26 protein-coding genes and 1 pseudogene are annotated in these 24,874 nt (G+C 71.2%); 6 read left to right on the top strand and 21 right to left on the bottom strand.

Annotated elements, in window-relative coordinates:
* Window positions 1-225 precede the first annotated feature (225 nt).
* The 16 genes and pseudogenes from DEJ04_RS13150 to DEJ04_RS13215 all read right to left on the bottom strand — a co-directional run bounded on the left by DEJ04_RS13150 (window position 226) and on the right by DEJ04_RS13215 (window position 11,255).
* The gene (locus tag DEJ04_RS13150) at window positions 226-831 is read right to left on the bottom strand and encodes an aminotransferase class IV (protein WP_111047357.1); all 606 of its coding nucleotides are present in this window, start codon (window positions 829-831) and stop codon (window positions 226-228) included.
* Window positions 735-989 (bottom strand): hypothetical protein, encoded by a 255-nt coding sequence (locus DEJ04_RS18450; protein ID WP_181437817.1) that lies wholly within the window; start codon window positions 987-989, stop codon window positions 735-737. The genes DEJ04_RS13150 and DEJ04_RS18450 overlap by 97 nt, the downstream gene beginning before the upstream one ends.
* Complete coding sequence (locus tag DEJ04_RS13155) at window positions 986-1,183, bottom strand: hypothetical protein (protein WP_220035566.1); 198 nt, start codon at window positions 1,181-1,183, stop codon at window positions 986-988. The genes DEJ04_RS18450 and DEJ04_RS13155 overlap by 4 nt, the downstream gene beginning before the upstream one ends.
* 36 nt (window positions 1,184-1,219) lie before the next feature.
* Complete coding sequence (locus tag DEJ04_RS13160; RefSeq protein ID WP_111047359.1) at window positions 1,220-1,603, bottom strand: substrate-binding domain-containing protein; 384 nt, start codon at window positions 1,601-1,603, stop codon at window positions 1,220-1,222.
* A 63-nt stretch (window positions 1,604-1,666) separates the two neighbouring features.
* Window positions 1,667-2,065, bottom strand: a complete 399-nt coding sequence (locus tag DEJ04_RS18875; protein WP_375334733.1) for a phospho-sugar glycosidase domain-containing protein — start codon at window positions 2,063-2,065, stop codon at window positions 1,667-1,669.
* Between the two features lie 39 nt (window positions 2,066-2,104).
* A pseudogene (locus DEJ04_RS18880) lies at window positions 2,105-2,758 on the bottom strand (MupG family TIM beta-alpha barrel fold protein); the annotation flags it as partial.
* Window positions 2,758-4,314, bottom strand: coding sequence for a PTS transporter subunit EIIC (locus DEJ04_RS13175; protein ID WP_111047362.1), 1,557 nt, complete (start codon window positions 4,312-4,314; stop codon window positions 2,758-2,760). The pseudogene DEJ04_RS18880 and the gene DEJ04_RS13175, both read right to left, overlap by 1 nt.
* A 44-nt stretch (window positions 4,315-4,358) precedes the next feature.
* On the bottom strand, window positions 4,359-5,282 hold the full coding sequence (gene murQ, locus DEJ04_RS13180; RefSeq protein ID WP_111047363.1) for an N-acetylmuramic acid 6-phosphate etherase: 924 nt from the start codon (window positions 5,280-5,282) through the stop codon (window positions 4,359-4,361).
* A gap of 8 nt (window positions 5,283-5,290) precedes the next feature.
* Window positions 5,291-6,205, bottom strand: coding sequence for a MurR/RpiR family transcriptional regulator (locus tag DEJ04_RS13185; RefSeq protein WP_181437818.1), 915 nt, complete (start codon window positions 6,203-6,205; stop codon window positions 5,291-5,293).
* 56 nt (window positions 6,206-6,261) lie between these two features.
* Window positions 6,262-6,849, bottom strand: coding sequence for a hypothetical protein (locus DEJ04_RS18230; protein ID WP_146248709.1), 588 nt, complete (start codon window positions 6,847-6,849; stop codon window positions 6,262-6,264).
* Window positions 6,846-8,138 carry a hypothetical protein gene (locus DEJ04_RS13190; RefSeq protein ID WP_111047365.1) on the bottom strand — a complete coding sequence of 431 codons (1,293 nt, stop codon included), beginning with the start codon at window positions 8,136-8,138 and terminating at the stop codon, window positions 6,846-6,848. The genes DEJ04_RS18230 and DEJ04_RS13190 overlap by 4 nt, the downstream gene beginning before the upstream one ends.
* Window positions 8,138-8,881 carry an ATP-binding cassette domain-containing protein gene (locus DEJ04_RS13195; RefSeq protein ID WP_111047366.1) on the bottom strand — a complete coding sequence of 248 codons (744 nt, stop codon included), beginning with the start codon at window positions 8,879-8,881 and terminating at the stop codon, window positions 8,138-8,140. The genes DEJ04_RS13190 and DEJ04_RS13195 overlap by 1 nt, the downstream gene beginning before the upstream one ends.
* Window positions 8,882-8,970: 89 nt before the next feature.
* The gene (locus tag DEJ04_RS13200) at window positions 8,971-9,594 is read right to left on the bottom strand and encodes a hypothetical protein (RefSeq protein WP_146248710.1); all 624 of its coding nucleotides are present in this window, start codon (window positions 9,592-9,594) and stop codon (window positions 8,971-8,973) included.
* Window positions 9,591-10,193 (bottom strand): hypothetical protein, encoded by a 603-nt coding sequence (locus DEJ04_RS13205; protein WP_111047368.1) that lies wholly within the window; start codon window positions 10,191-10,193, stop codon window positions 9,591-9,593. Before DEJ04_RS13205 ends, DEJ04_RS13200 begins: the two co-directional genes overlap by 4 nt.
* 103 nt (window positions 10,194-10,296) lie before the next feature.
* Window positions 10,297-10,776 (bottom strand): DUF4395 domain-containing protein, encoded by a 480-nt coding sequence (locus DEJ04_RS13210; protein ID WP_111047369.1) that lies wholly within the window; start codon window positions 10,774-10,776, stop codon window positions 10,297-10,299.
* Window positions 10,773-11,255, bottom strand: coding sequence for a thioredoxin family protein (locus tag DEJ04_RS13215; RefSeq protein ID WP_111047370.1), 483 nt, complete (start codon window positions 11,253-11,255; stop codon window positions 10,773-10,775). Before DEJ04_RS13215 ends, DEJ04_RS13210 begins: the two co-directional genes overlap by 4 nt.
* 203 nt (window positions 11,256-11,458) lie before the next feature.
* Here DEJ04_RS13215 and DEJ04_RS13220 point away from each other — a divergent pair, with 203 nt between their 5' ends.
* The 4 genes from DEJ04_RS13220 (at window position 11,459) to DEJ04_RS13235 (ending at window position 16,659) form a co-directional block, all read left to right on the top strand.
* Window positions 11,459-11,677 (top strand): DUF1653 domain-containing protein, encoded by a 219-nt coding sequence (locus DEJ04_RS13220; RefSeq protein ID WP_258371383.1) that lies wholly within the window; start codon window positions 11,459-11,461, stop codon window positions 11,675-11,677.
* 68 nt (window positions 11,678-11,745) lie between these two features.
* The gene (locus DEJ04_RS13225) at window positions 11,746-15,255 is read left to right on the top strand and encodes a TM0106 family RecB-like putative nuclease (RefSeq protein WP_111047371.1); all 3,510 of its coding nucleotides are present in this window, start codon (window positions 11,746-11,748) and stop codon (window positions 15,253-15,255) included.
* Between the two features lie 17 nt (window positions 15,256-15,272).
* A complete protein-coding gene (locus DEJ04_RS13230) occupies window positions 15,273-15,653 on the top strand; it encodes a hypothetical protein (protein WP_111047372.1) in 381 nt (126 codons plus the stop codon).
* A gap of 148 nt (window positions 15,654-15,801) precedes the next feature.
* Window positions 15,802-16,659: a nuclease-related domain-containing protein gene (locus tag DEJ04_RS13235; RefSeq protein ID WP_111047373.1), complete on the top strand. Its 858-nt coding sequence runs from the start codon at window positions 15,802-15,804 to the stop codon at window positions 16,657-16,659.
* 31 nt (window positions 16,660-16,690) lie between these two features.
* Here DEJ04_RS13235 and DEJ04_RS13240 read toward each other — a convergent pair whose 3' ends face one another.
* The 5 genes from DEJ04_RS13240 to DEJ04_RS13260 form a co-directional block, all read right to left on the bottom strand.
* Entirely contained in the window at window positions 16,691-17,116 is a 426-nt protein-coding gene (locus DEJ04_RS13240; RefSeq protein ID WP_146245601.1) for an SseB family protein, read from the bottom strand.
* Between the two features lie 95 nt (window positions 17,117-17,211).
* The gene (locus DEJ04_RS13245; RefSeq protein ID WP_111047374.1) at window positions 17,212-18,015 is read right to left on the bottom strand and encodes an SDR family oxidoreductase; all 804 of its coding nucleotides are present in this window, start codon (window positions 18,013-18,015) and stop codon (window positions 17,212-17,214) included.
* A gap of 160 nt (window positions 18,016-18,175) precedes the next feature.
* On the bottom strand, window positions 18,176-18,841 hold the full coding sequence (locus DEJ04_RS13250) for a GPP34 family phosphoprotein (protein ID WP_111047375.1): 666 nt from the start codon (window positions 18,839-18,841) through the stop codon (window positions 18,176-18,178).
* Window positions 18,842-18,918: 77 nt separating this feature from the next.
* A complete protein-coding gene (locus DEJ04_RS13255; RefSeq protein WP_309148019.1) occupies window positions 18,919-19,710 on the bottom strand; it encodes an HNH endonuclease family protein in 792 nt (263 codons plus the stop codon).
* Window positions 19,711-19,999: 289 nt separating this feature from the next.
* Window positions 20,000-23,404 (bottom strand): DEAD/DEAH box helicase, encoded by a 3,405-nt coding sequence (locus DEJ04_RS13260; protein ID WP_146248711.1) that lies wholly within the window; start codon window positions 23,402-23,404, stop codon window positions 20,000-20,002.
* A gap of 122 nt (window positions 23,405-23,526) precedes the next feature.
* Between DEJ04_RS13260 and DEJ04_RS13265 the strand changes: the two genes are divergently transcribed.
* Both DEJ04_RS13265 and DEJ04_RS13270 read left to right on the top strand, forming a co-directional pair.
* Entirely contained in the window at window positions 23,527-23,724 is a 198-nt protein-coding gene (locus tag DEJ04_RS13265; RefSeq protein WP_027465181.1) for a hypothetical protein, read from the top strand.
* A gap of 116 nt (window positions 23,725-23,840) precedes the next feature.
* A complete protein-coding gene (locus DEJ04_RS13270; protein WP_111047378.1) occupies window positions 23,841-24,842 on the top strand; it encodes an AraC family transcriptional regulator in 1,002 nt (333 codons plus the stop codon).
* The last annotated feature ends 32 nt before the right edge of the window (window positions 24,843-24,874 follow it).

Here is a 24,874-nt window from a genome sequence, read left to right on the forward strand (position 1 = left end):
TGTTGAGTCCTTCACAATGCGCCGATGGCTTCGCGCTTGACGCTCTGATCGCCGGGCTGGACGAGAGCGTCTGCGGCAGCGGCGCCTCCCGGCCGTCTCACCGCCCCCGCAACGCCCCGTTCAACCGCCCCCATCAAATCAGCGTCCACCGCGATTTCTCGCGCATCCACGGCGTGAATCGGCGCCACCGATCGCTGACTGTTCGTAAACCACGGAGCCTCAGCCTCAGCGAGCTCGGACACCCGTACGTGCCGGTACTCCGTCCGGAACCCCGCCCCCCTCGAAGAACGCGAACGCCCCGATTTGCGCCGTCCCGTGCAACGCACCCCCGGACTGCGCCGGCGTGACGACCGTTTCCTCGAACTTCGCCACGAGCGATAAGGTCAGCCCCTCAGGCACGTACCCGTCGGTCGTCGTGAACTGCACGTCGTTGGCACCGCGTCGAGCGGCCTCGCGAAGCACAGCCCGATTGACGGCGTACGACAGCGTCTTCGCCCCCTGGAACAACCACGGCGCGCCAGTCTGAGCGGTCAGCTCGTACCCGCGGCTGAGCAGCACGACCGAGATCCCGGTGGTGCGCTCCCGCTCCCACGACGGGTTGGGGTCGAGGTACGCGTACCCAGTAGGCCCCGCGGGCTCGCCGGGCCGGCCCACGGGACCGCTCTCACGCCCACGGGTCGGGACGTATTTGCAGTAGGCATCGGAGGCGTCGTCGAGTGCGGCGATCCCCGTCTTCACAGCGGCGCGGAACGCCGGGAGCGCCGGCGCGGGGAGTTCGAGGATCGACGCCGAATGGGCGAAGCGGTGGAGGTGCTCGTCATCGGCGTGCACCCCGGCACGTCGACGATCCCGACGGTCTCGAAGACCCCGTCGCCGTGGGTGATGCCGAGGTCCATGAGGTCGACGTGAGGGCTGCCTGCGTCGACGACGTGCAGCGGGGAGTCGGGCGAGGTGGGGTCCTCGATGAGGACGACGACGGGGCTGGTCATGGGGTCTTCAGGGGCTGGGGCGGTGGGGGAGCGGTGGATGCGCGCTGCACGAGCTGGGCGCCGACGCGGTAGGTCCGGCCGTTCCGCTCGGTCGCGCCGTGGTCGTCGGGTCGGATGCCCTGCAGCAGCAGGTTGACGGCGAGTTCGGCGGGTTCGCTCGCGCCGTTGTCGACGACTGTGATGTTCGGACCCAACGTCTGCAGGCAGGGGATGGCCTCGTAGCAGATGAGCTACAGGTCGTCGGGCATGCTGACACCGCGCGAGGTCAGGCCGAACACGGACTCGTGGTTCGCGGCGAACAGGGCGGTCATGCCGGTGCGCCGGTCGAGCACGTCCGAGGCGGCGGCGGCGCCTAAGCCGGGGGTGAACGGGCCGCGGACGACCAGGTCCTCGTCCACGGTCAGCCCGGCGGCGTGCAGTGCCTCAGCGGACCCGGCGAAGCGTTCGTGGCCGGAGTCGGCCGAACCGCCGAGGTAGCCGATGCGTCGGTGGCCGAGGTCGATGAGGTGGTCGGTGGCGGCTCGGGCGCCGTCGCGGTCGGCCGCGAGGACGGTCGGGGCGGCGCTGTCCCGGGAGAAGCGGACACGACTTCTCCGCCGCTGGCTTTCCGCGATGAGTTGTGTCGCAGACTCGCTGACGTCTCGGGCCTTCCGCTTGTGGCCGTTGGGGTGGTCCCTTCAGGCACTGGTGACGGAAGCGCCTCCGGCGCGGCGGGCGCTGCTTCGGCACCTGGTGATTAGCCCCTCAGACGAGCACGGTCGAGAGGGACGGACTCCGGGCGCGCAATCAGGGCTCGACAAGAAGCCGAGCACGGCGACGCGACTGTCCGCCGGCAAGTCGCGCAGCGCGATCGCCACGTCGCCGCAGTACCGCCCCGCCGACGCTAACTGCACGGTGACGGACCCCGCTGGCCTCGGCTGCCCGCCGACCTCGGGCAGCGGCAACCCGGCGAATCGCTCCCGCGAGTGCTCCAGCCGGATCATCGCCTCGGCCGCATCAGACCGGTTCCGGTCGGGGACTGTCAACGCCTCTATCACCGCGCGGTGCACACCCGCAGCGGCGGTACCGTCAAGCACGACGAGACCGTCGCGGACGAACGACCCCAGCCGCGACCACGAGTGGCGGGTCAGCGCCGGGTCACCGACGTACACGTCGTCCACGACGGCGTCCACGAGCGACAGCGCCTGCACCAGTGGCGGCGAGTTCCGGTGTGCCTCGACGGTTGGGAGTCCCTCGCCAAGCGGCCCGCGGCGGACAGCGTCGCCGGCGAGAAACGCTCCGACGCGCCAGCCGAACTCCCGCGCGACCGACACCGACGCGGCGACCGACGACAGCGCCAGCCCGGTCCACTCCCGTGGGTAGAAGTTGTGGATCAGCTCGACGTCGAGATCGGCGAACGGCTCGAGATCGCCGGCTCAGAGCGTGCTCGCGTTCAGCGCGATCGGTAACGTGGAAGCGATTGCCCGGATCGATTCGGCCGAGAACCCGAAGTCGATGCGTACTCGGGCGACACCGATCGACCGTAGGAACTCCCATGGTGCATCGCCGAGCAGCCGCGCGGTGTTCGGCGAGACGTCAGCGACGACGGCGAGCCCGCAGGATCGAGCTTCCGAAACGATCGCTGCCGCAGCCGCACGCGCACCGTCGGGAGAGTCCTCCGGGATGTGCAGCGACGTGAAGGCGAGCGTCGCCCCCGCTGCGGCTGCGGCCGAGAAGGTCGGCGCGGCGAGCGACGCGTGCCCGAGGTAGGCGCTCGCCCCGAGCCGCATCAGCGCGACGCCCCGGCCCGCGCCGAGTCGGGAGCAGCGGAATCCGCACCCGCGGCCGCTGTGGCCGATACCATCGGCGAGCTCGCGTCTGCGTGCTCGGCCGAGGCCACGACGTCGAGCGGTGCGCCAGGAGCGGACTGCGCATCGAGATCGGCCCGCACCGAGTCCGACACCCCGAACAGCAGCGTCGCCACGAACCCGACGACGTACGCCACGATGAGCCCCGACCCGTACCCGAGCAGCGCCCACCCGTACCCGGACGACCCGTTCAGCAGCGGGATGAGCGACAGGTCCGAGGCCCCGATGGCGATCGCCCCGACGGAGTGCCCGAGCTGGTCGAACAGTCCGACGACCCCACCGCCGAACGCCCCACCCATGCACGCGGTGATGAACGGCCGACCGAGGGGGAGCGTCACGCCGTAGATCAGGGGCTCGCCGACGCCGAGGAACCCGGCCGGCAGCGCACCGCGGATGGTCCGCACCAGCGATGCGTTCGACCGGAACCGAACCCACAGCGCGATGCAGGCTCCGATCTGCCCGGCACCACCCATCGCCAGGACGGGCAGCAGCACGGTCCACCCGGTCTGGTCGATCAGCGTGGTGTGGATGGGGATGAGCCCCTGGTGCATGCCGGTCATGACGAGCGGCAGGAAGAGTCCTCCGAGCACGAAGCCGGCGAAGGCTCCACCGTTCGCGAGCAGCCAGGTCGCCGCGGTCCCGATCGCGACCGAGACCACACCGGCGACGGACATCAGGATCCCCAGCGTCACAGACCCGGCGACGAGGACGGTCACGGTCGGCACGACGATGAGCGCGATGACGTCGGGCGTCACGCGCCGCATGAACCGCTCGACGTACGCGGCGACGATGCCGCCGGCCAGCGCCCCGAGCACACCGCCCTGCCCGGGCGCCAGGGTCTCGCCGAACACGGTGACGTTCGCGACGCCGGCCGCGACGATGATCCCGCCGACCGCGCCGCCGAGGATGGGCGTGCCGCCGAACTCCTTCGCGGCGTTCATCCCGACGAACACGGCGAGCAGCGACAGGAAGCCGGACGAGAGCACCCCGAGGAACGGCGTCACTCCGGGCACCCACCCCAGGTTCGTCAGGATGCCGTTGATCCCGGCGATCAGCCCGCAGGCGATCAGCGCGGGGATGAGCGGGATGAAGATCGCAGAGATCTTCCGGATCGCGCGCATGGTGCGGCCGTCGGAACGGGACCGCGCGGTCGCCTTGATGGACGCACCGCGAGCAGCGAGCTCCTCGGGCGACGCACCAGGCCCACCAGCCGCAGCCGACGGGGCGGCCGCGCGCAGGGCCTCCAGGCCGTCGGCCACGCGGTCGACGAGACCCGGGCCGAGCACGATCTGCAGGTTCGAGCCGGCCGCGATGGCGGCCATGACGCCGTCGGTGGCCTTGAGGTCCTCGAGCGCGACGGAGGAGTCGGACACGACCTCGACCCGTAGGCGGGTCATGCAGTTCTCGACGTCGGCGATGTTCGCGGATCCGCCGACGGCGTCGAGAATCTGCTGGGCGAGTTGCTGTGCATCGGGCATTGCTGTGCTCCTCGGGGGAAAGGAAACGGAAAAGGGAACGGGGTCTACAGCACGGCGCGCAACGAGCCGGCAGCAGCATCGAGGCGCTCGCGGGCATCGGCAGCGGAGGCACCGGTCAGGATCACGGCGATGGCGGTCTTGACCTCGCCGTCCGAGGCGTCGAGCGCTGCCTGGACCTCAGCGGGGGGCGCGCCCGTGACGTCCTGCACGAGTGAGAACGCCCGCGCGACGAGCTTCGCGTTCGTCGCCCGCACGTCGACCATGCGGTTGCCGTACGTCTTGTGGCTGCGCACCATCGCGAGCGTGGTGAGCATGTTGAGGACGAGCTTCTGCGCGGTGCCCGCCTTCAGGCGGGTCGACCCGGCGATGAACTCAGGGCCGACGACGACGTCGATGGCGATGTCCGCCTCCCGCCCCGCGGCCGAGTCGGGGTTGCACGCGACGGAGACCGACAGGGCGGAGCGGCGCCGGGCCTCCAGGATGGCCGCGATCACGTAGGGCGTCCTGCCGGACGCGCTGATCCCGACGACCACGTCGTCGGCCGTCAGGCCGAGCGCGTCGAGGTCGCGGACGGCGGCCGCTTCGTCGTCCTCCGCGCCCTCCACCGCGGTGGTCAGGGCGGGGTCGCCGCCGGCGATCACGCCGACCACCTGGCTCGGGTCCGTACCGAAGGTGGGCGGGCACTCGCTGGCGTCGAGGACGCCGAGCCGGCCCGGCGTGCCGGCGCCGACGTAGACGAGGCGGCCGCCGCGCGCGAACGCTGCGGCGATCGAGTCTGCCGCCAGGGCGATGGCCGGGAGGCATGGCTCCAGTGCCGCAGGCACGCTGCGGTCTCCGGCGTTCATGCGTTGGGCGGCTTCCATCGTGGAGATCGTGTCGATGTCGTCCAGCGAGTGGTCGGTCGCCTCGGTGGTGAGGGCCGCGAGTTCGTCGCGGAGGGCGTCGTGGGTTTCGTGCGTCTGGTTCATGGTGGTGCTCAGTTCCGGTGGTGGGTGCGGACGGCGTCGCGGCTGCGGGCGAGGAGCGGCTGGGAGCGCTCGTCGGTGCGTTGCGCGACGACGATGAACAAGGTGTCGACGATGGCGAGCTGGCTCATCCGGCTGCCCATGGCCGCGGGGCGCAGGGCGCTCTCGGCGCCGGCGACACCGAGCAGGACGTGGTCGGCGGTGGTGGCGAGCGGGGCGGCGGCGTGGCCGGTGATCGCGACGATCGTCGACCGCTGGGCTGCGGCGGCGTGGGCGACCTCGAGGGTCTCGACGGTGGAGCCCGAGTGGCTGACGAGCACCAGGACGTCGTGTTCGCCGATGACGCTCGCCAGGGTCAGGGCGTTGTGCGGGTCGTCGGCGATCGAGCTCACGATGCCGATGCGCTCGAGCTTGAGGTGCAGGTCTCGGGCGACGATGCCGCTCGCGCCGACGCCGTACAGGACGACGCGGCGGGCGTTGGCGAGTTTTCGTGCTGATTCGTCGAGCGCGTGCGGGTCGAGTGCGGCGCGGGTGTCGGCCATCACCGCGCGGACGTCCTCGGTGACCTTCGCGATGACGGTGGCGACGTCGTCGTCGACCGCGACGCCGGCGTGGATCTCGGTGGACTCACGCTCGTGGATCCCGCGTTCGACGGCCCGGGTCATGCTCCGCTGCAGGGCGGCGAAGTTCGCGAAGCCGAGGTGCTGGGCGAACCGGGAGACGGTGGCGGGGGAGACCCCGGCTCGGCCGGCGAGGTCGGTGGCGTTCGTGGTGGCCGCGGCTGCCGGGTCGTCGAGGACGGCGTCGGCGATGGCGCGCATGCTCGACGGCATGCTCGCTGACTGGGTGCGGACGAGGGCGAAGGCATCGGCGCGCTCGGACCGCTCGGATCGCTCGGACCGCTCGGGCCGATCGGTGATCGTCATCCCGCCATGAAAGCGTCTTTCGTAGGCGAGCACCAGTGCTGAAAGTAAATTGCGTGTTACGTCGTTGTGCCCGACCTGTGTGCCAGCGGACTGACGATGGCGGCGATCACCACGGGGAGGACGAACGCCCACGACGCCGGGTCGGTGTTCGTCGACACGACTCCGGCCCATCCGGCTGGGTGGCCGGGACTCCCGCGACCGAACAGTGCTGCGACGAACAGGTAGAGCACGCCCGGCACGGACTGGAGCCGGTCGCTGAGCACGGCGCGACTGGCCAGTGCGAGTGCGCAGAACGCGATCGTGTTCCGGGCGGTCGCGACCGCGGCCTCGGGTTCGGCGCCGACCGCGAGGCCGATGCTCGCGGTGGCTGTCACCAGCGCGACCACCGCGATGACGGCGGCCAGCTCGAGCAGGTCCGTCCGCCGAGTGGGCGCGGGGAACGGTGCGCGGGTGACCGAAGCGCTCGTCGCGATGGCGATCACCAGCGGGAGCACGGCCGCGACGGGGATCAGTGCGAACGGTGCGCCGCCGCCGAACGAGGGGAAGAGCATGCCGATCGGGCCGAGCGTGATGGAGAGCACCGTCAGGGCGGTCGTGAGTCCGAGCAACGGCAGGGTGCGGTGGACACGCAGCCACCAGATCACGAGGACGGCACCGTGATGTGGCCGACCGAGCAATCCGTCAGCCGGTCGACCGTCGCGGTGACCCACGCGGCCTGAGCGGGGGCCGGAGCACGACGGAGGGCTCGCAGAACGTCGGGGTCGTCCAGCTCGAGGGCGGGTTCCACGTGGTCGGCGTTCACGATGCCCTCGGCGGCGACGTCGATGAGCCATCGGTTGGCAACAGCGGCATCGTTGAGGCGTTCGGCGTCGTCCTGCTCGGTGCCGCAGTAGGCCACCTCGGCGTCACCGAGCGAGGAGGTGGTGATGCTGTGGAGCACGTCGGCGTCGGTCATCCGGACCTGGACGATCATGTTCAGGACGTCGGCCGTCGATGGCGCGTTGCTCGCGCGGATGGTCGACGGCACCGTGATGCCCGAGCGGCCGAGGTTCTCCGCAGCCTTGCGGATGACGGATTCTGAGTTGCCGCTGTCGCGTTGCTCCGGGAAGAGGCAGATCGTCGGCGCCGCGCCGCTGCAGATCGCCTGCGCTTGCGGGCGGTCGACGATCGGTGCCGCGCCGAGGCCGGAGCCGGCGGTCAGCGCGACGAGGGTGATCACGACGAACGAGCTGGCGCCGATCTGGAGTCCGTACCGGCGCGCACGGTCACTACTCGAGCGTCGAGCGACCGCGATGACGAGCAGACTGCACCCGGCGAGCAGACTGAACGCAGTCGCGATGACCGGAGCCCGGATGTCGACCGCGGTCTCGACCGAGCAGCAGTCCGCCATCACCAGACCGGCGAGGTACCGGAGCGGGAAGTAGTCCACGGACCAGGTGAAGCCGAGCCAGCTGTAGGAGACGAGCAGACTCAGCGGGATGGACGCCACCGGCGGGAGCCACCGCCCCAGTGCGAATCCGATGCAGCTGTGGAAGAACAGGATCCCCGCGAAGGCCAGGCCGACGAGGGGCGACGGGCCACCGGGAGTGCCCCAGGTGTCCCGACTCATGAGTGCGACCGCGACGAGCTGGAGCAGCAGACCGGCGGCCAGTGGTGTCCACAGGTGATCGGTGACGACTGCTGCACTGGGTCGGCTGCTGGACTCGATCACGGGCGCAGCCAGACGGAAGCGCTTCCCTTCCCAGGCGCCGGCCGTGGCCGCCACTCCGCACGAGAACACCAGGTAGATCGCGGAGCCGGCCATCGCCGCGGGCCAGTAGCCGGCGACGGTCGTCTCATCTGCGAACTGCACGCTGTAGGCGACGACGCCGAGCAGCCCAGGAATGAGGAGCCATACTGCTGCGCGACTGCGCCACGGGATGATCGGGCGCATCAGTCGTCCTCGTTCGTGAAGCGCGCGTACGACGCGGTGATCGCGTCAGCGGGGGAGAGCCCCTCGAACGGTTCCGTGAAGGCGTCGACGGACCCGGAGAACGGGACGTGTCCATCCACGAGCACGGTCACGTGGTCGTACGTTGCAGCGACATCCTCGGTCTGGTGGGTCGAGACGATCACGGAGACATCGTGCGGCAGGTTCTGGATGACTTGCGCGAAGCGTGCCCGTTGTGCCGGGTCGAGTCCGGCCGTCGGTTCGTCGAGCAGGATCCACTGCGCTCCCGAGACCAGCGCACCGGCGACGCCGAGACGCCGGATCTGCCCGCCCGACAACGAGGTCGCTCGTGCGTCGGCTCGGGTGGCGAGATCGACGGCGGTCAGGGCAGCCGTCGAGCGATCCCAGGCGTCGGCGCGTGACAAGCCCTTCAACCAGCCGCAGTAGGCGACGTGCTCCCGTGCGGTCAAGCCGGGGAAGGCGCCGCTCCGCTGCGGGAGCCACGCGACGCCGCGGCGGTACCGTCGGCGGTTTCCGCGCGTCCCCGGTTCCCCCAATCCCTCGATGCTGATCGTCCCGGTGCGGGGACGGAGTGTGTCGGCGACGAGTCCGAGCAGGGTCGACTTGCCAGCGCCGTTCGGCCCGAGCAGGACGCTCGCTCCGGTCGGGAACACCGTCGACAACCCGGAGAGCACCGTGTGGTCCCGCCGGTACCCGAAGGTGAGTTCGTCGATCTGTATGCCCACTGCGCCCCCCCTTGAAACCTTGTACTGGTGTTTCACCGTACAGGGTGGAGGATCACCTCAGGACTACGAGGTGCGGCAGGCCTCCTGAGTCAGCGCTGGCGGGCGGCTGCTTCGGTGGCCGCCTGCACGTAGCGCCGGCAGCTTCGGGACTGGTGGAGGAAGAGTGGCGTGAAGACGACGGCCGCAACGAGGAGCGTGCCGCAGAGGATCCGACTGAAGACGGTAGAGAAGGGGTCGTCGCCGACGAGGTTCGGGAGCTGCGGACCGACGATGCCGAGGCAGAGCAGCAGGAACTGACCGAGGGCGATCGGCTGGTAAGCGGCGCGGAGACGGGCGAGGTCGAACGCCCGTTGTGCGAGGTCAGAATCGGCCGGTTCGATCGGGGCTTGCTTCGCGATGGCCCGCGCGAGGGTCTTCCGGCCGAAGCGCGAGAGCCCTTCGAAGGGCGCCTGCATCTGCGGAGTCAGCCGGAGTGTGGTGGCGACGAGCGAGAACGCCCCCGCGAGTCCTCCGGCCGCCACCGTGCACCCGATCACCACGAGGGGCCATCCCGGGCCTCGGCGCGCGTCTCCGAGCAGGATGACGACCACGACGCCCACCATCAGGCCGACGATTCCGCCGGCCAGGATGATCCAGGCTGTGCGGCGCCAAGCTCGGCGGGCGATCGCCTCCGGTGTCTGTGGTGTCTCTGGTGTCTCCGTCGCGGTGGTCATGCGACGGAGACCGGAGTGTCGGTGCGGCGTTCGTTCTCGGCCGTCGCGGCATCCGCGTAGCGCCGCGCTCGGCGGCCTCGGACGACCAGCAACGGCACGACGAACACCATTTCGATGACGAAGAGCGCGAGGAAGATCCGGCTGATGATCGCGTTGCCATCGCCGGTGACGACCCGAGCGAACTGGGGAGCTGCGGCTCCTGCGAACAGCAGGAGGTTCTGGACGAGGATCAGCCGGTTGAACGCGGCGGTCCCGCGGGCGAGGGTGAGCGCGCGGTGCTGCAGTTCTGGGCCTGTGTCCTCCTCGAGCGGAACGCCCGAGCGGATGGCTCCGTTGATGATCTTGCGGCGGTCTCTCGTCAGGCCCTCGGTCGCCTGCGTGATGATCGACGACGCGCGTGCCGTGGCGGGGAGCAACGAGAGCATCCCGGCCATGCCGACGAGCACGGCGACGCACGTGCAGATCGCCAGGGCGACGGTCCAACCGTCCTCGTCCCGCGAGGTTGCCCAACCGGCCACTGCCCCCGCGACCGCGGCGATCGACACGACCAGGGCGGTACGACGCCACGCGCGCCGGATGATTCGTTCGTCTTCCCCCACCCGCTCACCCTACGGGGCGGGGCAGAGCCGTGTTCCGGAGCCGAGCACCTGTCGGACGCTGGCGGTGCGGTCGAGGCGAGGCGGGCCTCCAGGCCGGACGCCGTCAGGCGACGCCGCGCCGCGGACGGAAGACGCCCGCCCGGACCAGCCACACGTAGAGCAGGCAGCCGATGCAGACGTCGAAGGCAGCGTTGAGGAACGCGGCGACCAGGGCGACCGCGGCACCGATCGGGGCGGCGTACGGCACGCCGAGCAGCGCGAGGAGCAGGGCGACCGCGGTCACGAACAGGCCGACCTGCTGGGCGAAGGTCGGTGGTTCCGGGGCCTCGAGTTCGTCGGGCGGGGCCAGGCGCGGGCGGACGACGCGGCGGAAGAGTGCGCCGTAGGGGTGGCGGCGGATGCCGGCGATGCCTCCGACGGCGAACAGTACGACGATGACCGCGAGCAGCACGATGCCGGCGATCCACGTCTCGGGGATGAGCGTGAGGACGATCGTCGCGGCGAGGAGCACCGTGGTGATGGCGGCGCCGAAGCGTGGGGAGCGCGGGTCGATGCCGCGGTCGGTGTCGTTCGTGGTGGTCATCGGGACTCCTGGGTGCCGGTCGTGTCTGCGGTGCCTGCGGTTCCTGCGGTCAGGACGGTGTCGAGGGCTGCGGCGAGCTCGGGTGGGCGGGGTGGGCCTCCGAAGCGGGTGCGGACGGTCCGGGAAGCGTCGACGAGCAAGACCGTGGGGGTCTGCAGGACGTTGAAGCGGCCCGCCAGTCCGGGGTGCTCGGCGAGGTCGATCTCCAGTCGGGTGACACCGTCGTGTCGGGCTGCGACGGAGTCCAGGTGCCGGGCGGTCGCGGGGCAGCGGGCACAGGTCGGGGTGGAGAACTGGAGGAGGGTGGCACGCGTGCCGAAGGCTGTCGGCGGGGCGAGGTCGGCGACGGTGCTGGCGGTGCCATCGGCTGAGGTCGGGCTGGGCTTCGCGCGGCCGGTCCTGGAGCGGAGGAGCAGCCCGAGGACGGTGGCGAGGGCAAGAACCCCCGCCAGCACGGCGACGGCCACGATGACGGTCATGGTGCGACCGTACGTCGTGGTGCTGTCCGCACGGAAGCACGTGTCCGTTCGTGACGGGGCCGGGCGGTCAGGTGGCCCGGCGCAGCCGTCGCATCGTTCCGTCGGCAGGCGAGCGCCCCGCCAGTGTGGGGACACCTGCGCCTTGAACAGGCATACGTTTCTCGCGTCGGCAGCGGACGGCTCGCCTGCCTACGATCGAGAGTGTGAGCTTCGACGTGACACCTGGGCGGTACCGGCACTTCAAGGGCAACGACTACGAGGTGCTGCTCGTAGCCCGTGACGTCGAGACCGAAGAGCCGGTGGTCGTGTACCAGGCGCTGTACGGCGAACGCGGGCACTGGGTCCGCTCGCTCGCCGACTTCACCGCGCACGTCACGCGCGACGGGTGCGACGGGCCCCGGTTCGTGCCGGTCGGCAGCTGACAGCCAGAGCAGCCGGTGTCGGCGCCCACCCCTAGGCTTTCAGGGCACCGGAGAGCAAGGGGGAGCGCATGCAGATCGGCGTCGACGGAAACGTGCTGCTCAGCCCGAGTGACCTGAGTACGTGGTCGGCCTGCGAGTGGGCGTTCCTCCGCCGCCTCGACGCCAAGCTCGGTCGCGGGGAAGCCCTGCCCGACGTGCACGACGACATGCTCGAGCGCACGGCTCGGCTGGGGGACCAGCACGAGCTCGACTACCTCGACATCCTCAAGCAGACCCGCAACGTCGTCGAGTTCGACCGCCCCGCCCCGCCGGACTACGCACGCGCCGCAGCCGAAGCACGACAGGCCTTCGCCGGCGGTGCCGACGTGCTGTACCAGCCGACGTTCCACGCAGCACCGACCGCCGACGCCCCCGGCTTCATCGGCTTCGCGGACTTCATCATCCGCAACGACCACGGCGAGTACGAGGTCTACGACACCAAGCTCGCCCGCCACGCCAAGATCAGCGCCCTGCTGCAGCTCGCCGCGTACGCCGAGCAGATGCAGGCGCACGGCATCCCGACCGGGCAGCAGGTGCACCTGGTGCTCGGCGACCGGACGACCACCACGCACGACCTCGCCGACATCGCGCCGGTGTACCGCACGCAGCGCGCCGAACTGCAGCGGGTCATCGCCGAGCGCATCGCGGCAGACGAACCGCTGCGGTGGGGTGACCCGCGGTACTCGAGCTGTGGACGCTGCGACGTTTGCTCGACACAGGTCGCCGAGCACCGCGACCTCGTCCTCGTCGCGGGCATGCGCCTCGACCAACGGGCGAGGCTCATCAAGCACGAGGTGCGGACGATCGACGACCTGGCGGTCCGCACCCGGGCAGTGCCGGGCTTGTCCCGCGCGACGCAGGATCGGCTGGTACGTCAGGCGAGCCTCCAGATCGAGTCGGAAGACGCCCGACGGAAGGGCGCCGACGGGCCGGGCCAACCCGTCAAGCCGCGCTTCGAGGTCCTCGACGCCCGTGCGCTCGACGCGATCCCGGCACCCGACCCGGGTGACGTGTTCTTCGACTTCGAGGGCGACCCGCTGCACACCGAGGACGGCGTGCACTGGGGCCTCGACTACCTGTTCGGCCTGGTCGACGACCGCGCGGAGTTCACCGCGTTCTGGGCGCACACCATCCGCGACGAACGAGTCGCGCTGGAGCAGTTCCTCGCGTTCATCGAGGCCCGGCGGCAGCAGTACCCGGGCATGCACATCTACCACTACGCGGCCTACGAGCGGACGCACCTGCTGTCGCTCGCCGCCCGGCACGGGGCGGGTGAAGAGGCCGTCGACGACCTGCTGCGCGCCGGGGTCCTGGTCGACCTGTACCCGATCGTCCGCAAGGCCCTGGTCGTCGGCAGTCACAGCTACTCCATCAAGAAGCTCGAGCCGCTGTACATGGGCTCGGACCTGCGCGAGAGCGACGTCACGAACGCCGCGGACAGCATCACCGCCTACGTCGACGCGATCGAGGAGCTCCGGAACGGCGACGCCGGCGAGGGGCAGCGGATGCTCGACCAGGTCGCCGACTACAACGCCTACGACTGCCGCTCGACCCTGCGCCTGCGCGACTGGCTCCGCTCGCTGCGTACCGACGACCCCGACGCGGCCGACCCCGTGCTCGAGCTCGAGGTCCCGCCGATCCCCGTCGAGCGCGAGCCGAACCCGGTGTACGTCGCCCTGGCCGCGCAGCTCGAGGACGTCGACGCCCTCGACCGCACCCCTGACGAGACCGCGTTGGCGCTCGCCGCAGCCGCGATCGACTACCACCGCCGCGAGGCCAAGACCTTCTGGCAGGACCACTTCGACCGCCTGCGGAACCCGGTCGATGACTGGGCCGACACGCGCGACGTCCTGGTCGTGGAACGGGCGTCCGTCGAGCGCGACTGGGACACGCTGCCGCGTGCCCGCTCGCAGTCGCGGGAACTCCGGTTGTCGGGGACGCTCGCGCCCGGCTCGCGGCTCCGGCCTGGAGGCACGCCCCACCTGGTCTACGACGACCCGCTTCCGCCATCGGTCGCCTCACCGGGCCCCGGGTCGAAGGGCGCGTCGTCGCGCGCCGTGATCGTGGACGTCTGGGACAACGGCGATGCCGTCGAGGTCCTCGTGAAAGAGGGACTGCCCGTCGGTGGCGAACCGCACCACGAGTTCCCGGTGGCCCTCGCCCCGTCGGCACCGCCCCGCGCGAAGCCCCAGCCGGAGGCGATCGCGTGGTGGGGTCAGGCCGTGCTCGACGAGCTGCCGGCGATGCTGCCCGACCCTGCGCTCGACCTGCTGCGTCGGGTGCCCCCGCGTGGCCCGATCGTCCCGGTGCAGGGCGACGACACGGTGTCGGCCGTCGTGTCGACCTTGCTCGGCCTCGACCGGTCGTACCTGGCGATCCAGGGCCCTCCCGGCACGGGCAAGACCTACGTCGGCTCGAACGTCGTCGCCCGGCTCGTCCGCGAGTACGGCTGGCGCGTCGGGGTCGTCGGCCAGTCACACGCGACGTCGGAGAATTTCCTCACCTCGGTGGTCAAAGCCGGCGTTCCCACGGACCGGGTCGTGAAGGTGCCGAAGTCCGGCGCGACCGAGGACGAGCTCGACGCCGCGGCCTGGACCCCGGTGAAGAACGGTGCTGCGGTCGCCGCGTTCCTGTCTTCGTGCGAGTCCTCGGGCACCGGCGGTGTCGTCGGTGGCACGGCGTGGACGTTCGCGAACGAGTCCACGATCGAGCGCCGTTCCCTCGACCTGCTCGTGGTCGACGAGGCCGGGCAGTTCTCCCTCGCCCCGACCATCGCCTCGTCGGTCGCCGCGACCCGGCTCCTGCTGCTCGGGGATCCCCAGCAGCTGCCCCAGGTGTCGCAGGGCTCGCATCCGGAGCCCGTCGACGAGTCCGCGCTCGGCTGGCTCGCCGACGGACAACACGTCCTGCCGCCGGAGTTCGGGTACTTCCTGGCCCGGACCCGCCGCATGGAGCCCGCGCTGACCGAGTCCGTTTCCGCTCTGTCCTACGACGGGCAGCTCGCCTCGATGGTCTCCGGGCGGCACCTCGACGGCATCGACGCGGGTGTGCACCCCGTGCCGGTCGTCCACGCGGGCAACACGACGTCCTCTGCTGAAGAGGCCGCCCGGGTCGTCGCGCTCGTCGGCGACGTCGTCGGCCGCACCTGGACCGACGGTTCCGAAACCCGTGCGCTGACCGACGAGGACGTCATCGTGGTGGCGCCGTACAACGCGCAGGGGGCACTGATCCGGCAGGAGCTCGACCGCGCTGGCTTCACCGGCACCCAGGTCGGCACGGTCGACCTGTTCCAGGGACGAGAAGCTGTCGTGTCGATCGTGTCCCTGGCGGCGTCGAGTGCGGCGGACATCCCGCGCGGCCTCGACTTCCTGCTCATGCCGAACCGGTTGAACGTGGCGATCTCGCGGGCGAAGTGGGCGGCCTACCTCGTGCACTCACCGGCGCTGAACACGGGGCTGCCCCCGTCGATCGCGGGCCTGTCCCTGCTGTCCCGCTTCATCGAGCTCGTCGAGCCTCGCCCGCAGGCTGTCCGAGCCTGATCGCGAAGGCGGGGGACATGCTGGAGGACTGGGCGAGCCGACCCTCGCCGTGGCGCTCTCGGGCGTCGACGGCGGACCTCGTCGTGACGGTTTCGCTGTTCGTCGCGACAGCGCTGGCTGGGATCGCCGCTGTGCTCATCGGGTGGGTGTTCGCCGGACTGTCGCAGTACAGCTGTGACTGGGAGACGTCGACGCGACCGTGCACGCCGTGGGTCGCGTGGCTCCCGAGCCTGGTCGAGAGCGTCGTGCTCGTCGCCGCCTTCGTCGGGGGTGCGATCGTGGCCGCCCGAGTTCGACGGACGAGGCCGCAGGGATGGGCGGTCGCTGTCGGCACCGCGACCGTTATGGCGATCGTGGTCTCCGTGACCTGGGTGGTCGTCGCGGAGCACGCCGGGTGAGCCAGCGCTGCGTGACGGTTCTGGTTCACGAACCCCGGGGATCGTGAACCAGAACCGTCAACCTCGCGAAACCATGGACCCACCCGCCGCGCTGTGACGCCAGAACGAGGGCTGGCCGGACCAGCGGTCGTCCTGGAACGGTGGAGGCATGGGGGAGCACACAGTCACCGCGGACCGCCCGAGCCCGAAGGGAACGGCACCGCTGACACTCCGCGCCCGCAAGCCCGGGTACGCCGTGATGCAGCAGTGTCTCGCGGTCCAGGCCGACGGCCGCGCGCTGACGACCTGGCAGCGGTTCTGGGGGCACGACCCGCTCCGGCCGGAAGCCCGTTCGTGGTTCAAGGGGGCGATCGGCGAGCGGCAGGTCGCGGCGCAGCTCGAGGAACTCGGCCCGGACTTCACGGTCCTGCACGCCGTCCCGATCGGGAAGGGCAGCTCGGACATCGATCACATCGTGGTCGGTCCGACCGGCGTCTTCTCGATCAACACGAAGAACCACTCCGGTCACGCGGTCTGGGCGGGCGGACGCACACTGATGGTGAACGGCCAGCGGACGCCGCACCTGCACCGCGCGCTCGCCGAGGGGGAGCGTGCGACTACGCTGCTGTCGGCCGCAGCGGGCGGTCCGATCCTCGTGCAGCCGATCCTGGTGGTCGAGGCTGCCGAACTCCGGTTCGGCAAGAAGCCGCCGGCAGCCGTGGTCCTCGAGCCCGAGCGTGTGGGGAGCTGGATCCGCGGCCTCCCACGGGCGCACTCCGACGAAGCCGTTCGCTTCCTGTCGATGCTGGCGGAGGAACGGGGCACCTGGCACGTCGATGCCGTGGTCATCAACGACACACTCCGCCACGTCCAGCGCTTCGAGCGACTCGAACGCGAGATCGCCGACGCTCGCTCCCGCCGCAGCCTCATGCACCGGGCTCGGGTCCTCGCGGTCCTGGCCGTTCCGGCGGGTGGTCTGCTCGGGTACTGGTGGGCCGTCGCTGTCGCGGCGATGGCGGCTGGCTGACGACGAAGGCTGCGCGCCTGTGACGGAGCGATCAGTCGTCGCTGGTCGGGACGCCGCTCTGCATCTGCGCCCGCATCTGGGCGAGGACATCGGCGTGCAGGAAGTTTGCCTCGGCCGCACTCGTGGGGTCGACCACGATGCCGAACTCCTCGGGGAGCGCGGACACGAGCTCGGACATCGGCACCGGACGCCCCTCGGCGTCGGGCAGCCCAGCGGCGAGTTCGCCCGGGTCGGTGAAGACCGGCACGAACGGCTTGTCCCGGATCATGACGTGGGCGACGCTGCCGGCCTCCGGGGTACCCGCCGCCTTCCAGGGGACCCACGCCGCGCTGCGCAGGAAGCCCGCAGGCGAGGCCGCCATCCTCCGTCGGAGTTCGGCAGCAGCGGTCGGCGGGGCCTTGTCGACGCCTCGGCCGAAGGCTGATCCGTTGGTCTGATCGGTACTCACACCAGCCATGCTGTCACGGTCGGCGGACACGGCGGGGCCGAGCCGCGCCTCCAGGCCGATGCCCGGCGCACGCGGACGTGCGCCGGGCGGCGGAGGTGACGGTCTCAGTACGCGGCCGACTGCCCGCCGTCGATCGGGACGACCGTCGCGTTGACGTAGGACGCGTCGTCAGACAGCAGGAAGGCGACGACGGCGGCGATCTCGGGGGCCTCGCCGTAGCGCTTCGTCGGGTTGACCTGGATGAACTCCTCGGCGGCCTTGCGGGGGTTCTCCGCATCGAGCTGCTTCATCGAGTTCTCGACCATGGGCGTCCAGATGGCGCCGGGGGCGATGGCGTTGATGCGGATGCCGTAGCGGCCGTACTCGACGGCCGAGTTGCGGGTGAGGCCGACGACGCCGTGCTTCGCAGCCGCGTACCCGGACTGGTTGCCGATGCCGCGGATGCCGCCGACGCTCGCGGTGTTCACGACCATGCCGGAGCCCTGCTCGCGCATGACCTTGAGCACCTTCTCGAGCCCGAGGAACACGCCACGCAGGTTGATCGACACGACGCGGTCGAACTCGGCGGCGGTGAAGGACTCGGTCGGGTTCTGCTTGCCCTCGATGCCGGCGTTGTTGAAGAAGCCGTCGATGCGGCCGAAGCGCTCGGTCGTGGCGGTGACGTAGGCGTCGACCTGGGCTTCGTCGGACACGTCGGCGACGGTCGTCAGGACCTGCGCGTCGGGGGTGGCCTCGAGCACGGCGGCCTTCGTCGCCTCGAGTCCCTGCTCGGAGACGTCGACGAGGGAGAGCGCAGCGCCCTCGGCTGCCAGGCGGATGGCGGTCGCGCGGCCGAGGCCGGAGCCGCCGCCGGTGATGAGGACGACACGGTCGGCGAAGCGGGTGGTGCCGGTGGTGGTTTCGGGCATGGTGGGAGGCCTCCTGAGGTCTTCGACGGTGAAGGGCTCGGGGTCCGCGGTGGGGCAGCGAGTCCGATCGATGCATCTGCATCGAGATACCTAGACTACACCTGTCGTTTAGTGACCGCGTCAGCAGGCGTCCAGCACCCGCACCATCGCGCTGCCGGCCTCAGCTCGTCACGATCGACGTCGTCGTTGCCATGGTCGCAGCCATGATCACGACGATCGTCGCGGCCTCGATCTCCTCGAGCACGGCCTTCACCGCCGGGCTCGCCCAGGTACCCGAGGTGATCCCCTTCACCAGGTCCTTGTCGACGGCGCCGAACTGCTTGCGCAGGGTGTTCGTCGCGTCGAGCAGGCCGATGACCGCGGCGGAGAACGGCGTGGGTCCTGCCCGGCCAGCCAGCACGTCCCCGATGCCGGAACGCAGCAGTGCCTCCGGGGCTCCGTCCCGCTCCGGGTGCTTCGTGGTGGGGAAGAGGCCGAGCACCTTGCCCTGCTCGACGCTGATGATGCCCCTGGCGACGAGGCCGGCGAACACGTCGTCGCGCAGCCGCTGCTTGCCGAGTCGGCTCACCCACCACTTCGCCTTGCGCGGTGCACCGGATGCCGCGATCGACCCGACGACGCCGTCGAGCACCGGGTCGCCCGTGGCGGCGCCGTTGACGACGGTGACCAGCCCGCCCTGCAGCGAGAGGACACCGCGGAGTGCGAGGTCAGCGAGGACCGCGCCCGCGAGACCGGTGTCCAGCGTCTGCCCGTCGAGGGACTTGCGGCCGTCGGGCTCGACCTGCAGGAGCGCGAACGCCTGTGGGACCGTGAGTTGCTCAGCCATGCCCGCAGCCTGCCACGCGGGGCGGAGGTGCGCCGGGCCTCCGAGCCGACACCCAGCGGCGCCGGACCCGCCCGACGTCAGCAGGCGTCCAGCACCCGCACCATCGCGTCCCGCTCCGCCGGAGCCACCCACAGGCGGTACTTCGCCTTCACCGTGACCTGGTGCTCGACGTAGGTGCAGCGGAACGCCTTGTTCGCGGGGAGCCAGGTCGCCGCGTCGCCGGAGCCCTTCTGCGAGTTCGAGCGGCCATCGACGGCGAACAAGTTCACCGGGTCGTTCGCCAGCGCCTGCCGCTCGGCCTCGGCCAGCCGCTGCGCCCCGGTGCGCCAGGCGTTCTCGAGTGCGACGACGTGGTCGATCTGCACGAGCGTCGAGGTCGTGTTGCCGCGCACGAAGTCCACCGTCGCACCGGTGTACGGCGAGACGAGGGTGCCCGTGAGGACCTTGCAGCGGCCCTCGCGGGTGATGTCGGCGAGGTCGCGGGCGAGGACGTCGTTCCGGGTGTCGCACCCGTTGCGGTCGACGTCGAGCCAAGCGCTGCCGAAGTCACCGGTGCGGTCGTAGCCGGTGCCGGCTGCCTTGCCCTTGACGGGTAGGTCGGCGAGCTGGGTGCGCGCGCGGACCGCGTCGGCGTCGGTCCCGCGACTGACGGTCGGACTGGAGGCGGGGGTCGCCCCCGACGACGCCTGCTGCGGTCCGATCGTGGTCGTCTCCCCGGCCGTGGGACCGCCCGCAGCGGTCGTGCCCGCCGCGTCGGCGTCCGGCCCGAGGACGCCGGACGCGTCGAGCGCGTAGCCACCGACAGCGAGGGCCAGGACGACGAGGACGGAGGTCAGGGTGATGCGGCTGCGGCGTCGGCGGGACGTCATGCGGTGGGACTCCAGGTGGTGCGGGGCGGAACGTGGTGCGGGTCCCGCGGTGCGGTGGGACGGGTCTGGCGAGACAGGGACGATCATCTCGTGCGTGACCGACATACCGGGACGGCGCGCGCGGCACGGTGCGGGGTTGGTCGGTGTGTGCGGTCGGGGTTGTTCGGTGCGGGGTTGTGGCGTGGCACGGGGCGGGCAATCTCGCACGGGTTGGCGGATTTCGCACGGTGCGGATCTGGCGCGGCAGCGCAGCGGCGGGCGAACAGCGGGGGAGCCGGCGGGCGGCGGGTCAGGTCAGCAGCGAGCGGATGTCGTCGGCGGTCAGGTCGTCGGCGAACAGGGCGTCGTCGTCGATCATCGTGGCGAACAGCTCGGCCTTGCGCGCGGCGAGGGCGAGGACCTTCTCCTCGATGGTGTCCTCGGCGATGAACCGTTGGACGCTGACCGACCGGGTCTGCCCGATGCGGTGCGTGCGGTCGACGGCCTGGGACTCGGCGGCGGGGTTCCACCACGGGTCGAGCACGAATACGGTGTCCGCCTCGGTCAGGGTGAGCCCGAACCCGCCGGCCTTCAACGAGATGAGGAACGCCGGAGCGGTGCCCTGCCGGAAGCGCTCGATGACCTCCGGGCGCTTGCGGGTGGAGCCGTCGAGGTACTCGTAGCCGATGCCCCGGGCGTCGAGGGCGTCCGAGACCATCCGCAGGAACGAGGTGAACTGGCTGAACACCAGGGCGCGACGGCCCTCTGCCGCGAGCTGTTCGAGTTCGTCGAGCAGCAGGTCGAGCTTGGCGGAGGGGATCGGCGTCGCCGGTGACACAGGCGAGTCCGACCCCGCCGACACCAACGCCGGCGACAGCGCGAGCATCCGCAGCAGCGTCAGCGACCGGAACACGATCATCCGGTTCTTCGACAGGTCGTCGATCAGGTCGAGGACCTTCAGACGCTCCCGGTTCAGCGTGCGCTCGTACAGCTCCCGGTGCGCCGGGTCGAGCGTGACCCGGACGACCTGTTCTTGCTTCGGCGGCAGGTCGGCCGCGACGGCTTCCTTGGTGCGGCGGAGCATGAGCGGCCGGATCCGTCGACGCAGCCGCCCGGTGAGCTCTTGCCGGGCCTCACCGCGGAGCTCGGGCGAGGCGAGGGGCTTCACGTAGTCGTCGCCGAACCGGGTCCAGGTGGACAGCAGCCCCGGCGCGACGATGTGGAACAGTGCCCACAGGTCGGTCAGGCCGTTCTCGAGCGGCGTGCCGGTGATCGCGAACTTCACCGGTGCCTGCAGCTCCGAGGCGACGCGGTGGGTCTGGGACTGCGGGTTCTTCACGAACTGGGCCTCGTCGAGCACCAGCGCCGACCACGGCAGGTCGGTCCAAGCGCGGGCGTCGAGCCGGAGCAGCGCGTACGAGGTGACGACGATGTCCGACGCAGCGGCGGTCCGGGCGACGAGCCCCGGGTCCTTCAACGACGTCGAGGTCACCGTCGCGACCCGCAACGACGGCACGAACTTGGCCGCTTCGGCCGCCCAGTTGCCGACGACCGACGTCGGTGCGACGACCAGGAACGGGGGCGCGTCGGGCTCCGCGGCACGACGGGCGGCGACCATCGCGAGCACCTGCAGCGTCTTGCCGAGCCCCATGTCGTCGGCGAGCACCCCGCCGATGCCGTGCGTCATCAGGAACGACAGCCACGCGTACCCGGCGTGCTGGTACGGCCGCAGGTCGGCGTGCACGGTGTCCGGCACGGGGACGTCACCCGGGGGAGTCGCCCCGAGCAGCCCCGAGGCGATCGCCTGCCACCGCTCGTCGTGCGAGGTCTCGTCGGCCAGCAGGTCGAACTCGGTCCACAGCCCGGCGTGCAGCGGCGTGACGGCGATCGGCTGGTCGGGTTCCCACTCGTCCAGGTCGCGGGCCTCGTCGATGAGCTCCTTGAGCCGGTCGAACGCGGGGTCGGCCAGCGACAGGTACGAGTTGTCGACGAGCTTGAGCCGTCGCTGCCGCCCCGCGAGCGCGGTGAGCAGCGGCGTGAAGGGGATCTGCTTGCCGTTGACGCTGACGATGATGCCGAGGTCGAACCAGTCGTGCTTGTCCGACGGCATCGTCGTGACGCGGATGTGCGGCCGCCCGCTCAACCGCTCGTAGTCGAGCCGCTCACCCTGCACGACCGTGCGGACGCCGAGCGACGGCAGCTCGGGCAGGAACTCGTTCGCGAACACCGCGACGTCGGCCCCGTCGATGGTGCCGTCCTGGAACCAGTCCAGTCCGCCACCGGGTCCGGCAGGGCGGACGGGAGGCCCGGCCTGCGTCGCGTCGTCGGCCGGCGTCGTCGACGTGGTCGGCTCCGCGGCCGGGTCTGCGACGGGAGTGTCGTCGGTGTCCGTCGGATCGTCGGCGGCACGGAGCCCGGACAGGTCGGGGAGCGGGCCGTGCAGGGACACCGGGTCCTTCCGGCCGTCGACGTGCCAGCGCCAGTGCAGGTGCACGCGGTCGTCGGTGCGCGGCGCTCGGGCCGGCTCGAAGGTCGCGGTGAGCACGAGCTCGGGCGGGGTGCGCTCGGGCAGCTCCACCGAGCCGTCGGAGCTGACCAGCCCGAGGGCACCGCGCAACCGGGGCGACCAGTCGGCCAGGAACTCGTCGACCTCGGCGGTCGGCACGGTGATCCGGGTGCCCTCTACGAGCATGCGGCGCTGGTCCTCGGGCACCGGCGCCGGGGTCGGGGCGACGGCCACCGTGAACTCGGGGCTCTCGCGGAACACGTAGACGCCGTGGTCGCCGATCATCCGCGCGGCTCCGGGCACCACGGGGCGGCCGTCGAGCACAGCACTCGCACCGATCACCACGGCGTCGTCGTGCCGGGCGACGTCGAGCAGCACCTGGGCCTGCGTGCCGAGCACAGCACCGCCTTCGCGCTTGCCGGTGACGAACGCGATGTCGAGCGCCCCGGCCTGCTGCAGGAGCGGCCAGAGCAGGGGGCTCCGGAAGTCGTCGAGGTGCAGCCAGTCGCTCTCACCCGGCAGGCCCGCGAGCTGCCCTGCGCGGTGCAGGGCGGCGAGCTGCAGGAACCAGGCGTGCTGCTCGGCACCGACGCCGAGCCGGTTCTGCGAGTAGGGGAGCGTGCCCCAGGTCAGCTGCCCGCGCACCCAGTTGCCGGCGTCGCTGCGGGTCACCGGCCGGACCCCGAGCCGCACGCTGCGGGACGGCGCCGGCAGGGCGCGGCCGGCGGCGCGGGCGCGCGAGGCGAGCTTGGCGGGGACCGCGTCACGCAACTCGAACTGCAGCCCCATCCGGGTGCCCTGCGGGGTGGGCGCCCGATCGTCGTCACCGGCGAGGCGGGCGAGGTCGTGCCTCCAGTCCGAAGGCGGCGGAGCCGGCGTCTCCGGGCGTGGGCCGGCGTTCGCGGCGAGGGCGCGGGCGTTGATGGTGAGGAGCGCGGCCGCGACGTGCTTGCAGTCACCGCCGAGCGGGCAGCTGCAGGTGCTGCGGACCGGGCGGACGAAGTCGCCGCGCGCCGGGGTGGTGTCGACGCGGAGTTCGTACGGGTCGTCGGCGGTGCCGGACACGACCGCGGTGACCGTGCCGTCGTCGTCGTGCCAGGTGGCGTCGTCGACCAGGCCGGCGCGGACGACGTCGCGTGCGCGGCCGAAGGTCTGCGGCCCGACGAAGCGGATGACGTCGACGGCGTCGATCATCGGGGCAGCAGGCACGAGACCATCGTGCCAGTCGCCACCGACGATCCGGGCCGCCACCCTGTGCGACGAACATCTGACAGGACTACCGTCCAACTCGGAGCGCGACGACTGCGGTCCACGGAACCGATTGGAAACGCATGCCGGACCGACTGCGGTGGGTACGCGATTCAGCCGACCACTGGAACGGGTGGATCGACGCCGAGGTCGTGTGCGACATCACCCGGACCGACACGTACACCGTCGATTCCCCGGACCACTCGTTGACCGGCGGGCACTCGTCCTTCGAGAGCGCGGCGGCTCAGGTGCACGGCTGGGTGCGCTGGACCGGCCGTTAGGCCGCGGAACGCAACCCGGTTGTACGTCCACCCGCTGCTCCCTAGCGTGAGAGGGCAGGCCGGGGACCACCCGGAGGTGACCACACCGCTCTGCTCCAGGAGAGAGAGGTGTTCCCATGACCGACACGACCGAGTCGCAGGCGCCCGCTCCGGGTTCCGATCCTGCTGCGCGCCCCGCTTCGCCGCGTTCGCTCGTCGCCGTGGCCGGTCAGGACACCGACGAGGCCATCAGCTCGCTCGCCGGCATGTACGCCGGCAAGGCCTGGTACTCCCGGGCCCTCGACCAGGAGTACTGGTTCAAGTACGTCGGTGTCGGTGACGAACGACTGAGTGTCCGCCGTTCCCAGATGCACGGCTACCTGCGCGGTGACGTCGCCACCGAGGGCGAGGTCGTCGTCCAGTGGCTCGAACGCGGCGAAGCACGCGTCGACGTCGGCCGCGACGAGGTGCGCATGCAGCCCGGCGTCCCGACGCTGTTCCCCGTCGAGCGCCGGTTCGAGATGGAGTACCAGGACTGGGACCAGCGCCTGGTGCACCTGCGCCGTGACCTGGTGCTCGACGTCGCCGCCGAGGACCACCTGGTCGACGGCACCATGGCGTTCGACACCACGACGACGCCTGACTCCGCAGCGCTGGGCCAGTGGCGGACCGCCGTGTCCGGCGCGCTCCGTGCGCTGCGCGAGGAGGGCGACGAGTCCCTCGCCTGGCACGAGGCGCAGCGTGACGTCGCCCGGGCCCTGTTCCGCATGTACCCGCTGCAGGCCGAGCGGTTCCCCGCGGGCTACGGCACCCGCAGCGACGGACGGCTCCGGGCCGCGGTCGAGTTCATCCAGGCGCACGCCCACCAACCGCTCACCGTCGCCGACATCGCGCAGGCCGCGGGACTCAGCATCCGCGGGATCCAGGAGTCGTTCCAGCGGGCGTTCGAGCGCTCGCCGATGACGTACCTGCGCGAAGTGCGGCTCGGACGGGTGCACGAGGAACTGCGGATCCTCGACCCGCAGGCGACCTCGGTGGCGGACGTCGCGCGGCGGTGGGGCTTCGCGCACATGGGGCGGTTCGCCTCGGTGTACGCGAACCGGTTCGGGGAGTACCCGCGGGAGACGTTGCGGCGCTGAGGGGCGTGGGCGTCGGCTGTGCTCGGCGCTTT

Origin of the sequence: Curtobacterium sp. MCLR17_044 (assembly GCF_003234435.1) — a bacterium.
Lineage (GTDB): Bacteria > Actinomycetota > Actinomycetes > Actinomycetales > Microbacteriaceae > Curtobacterium > Curtobacterium flaccumfaciens.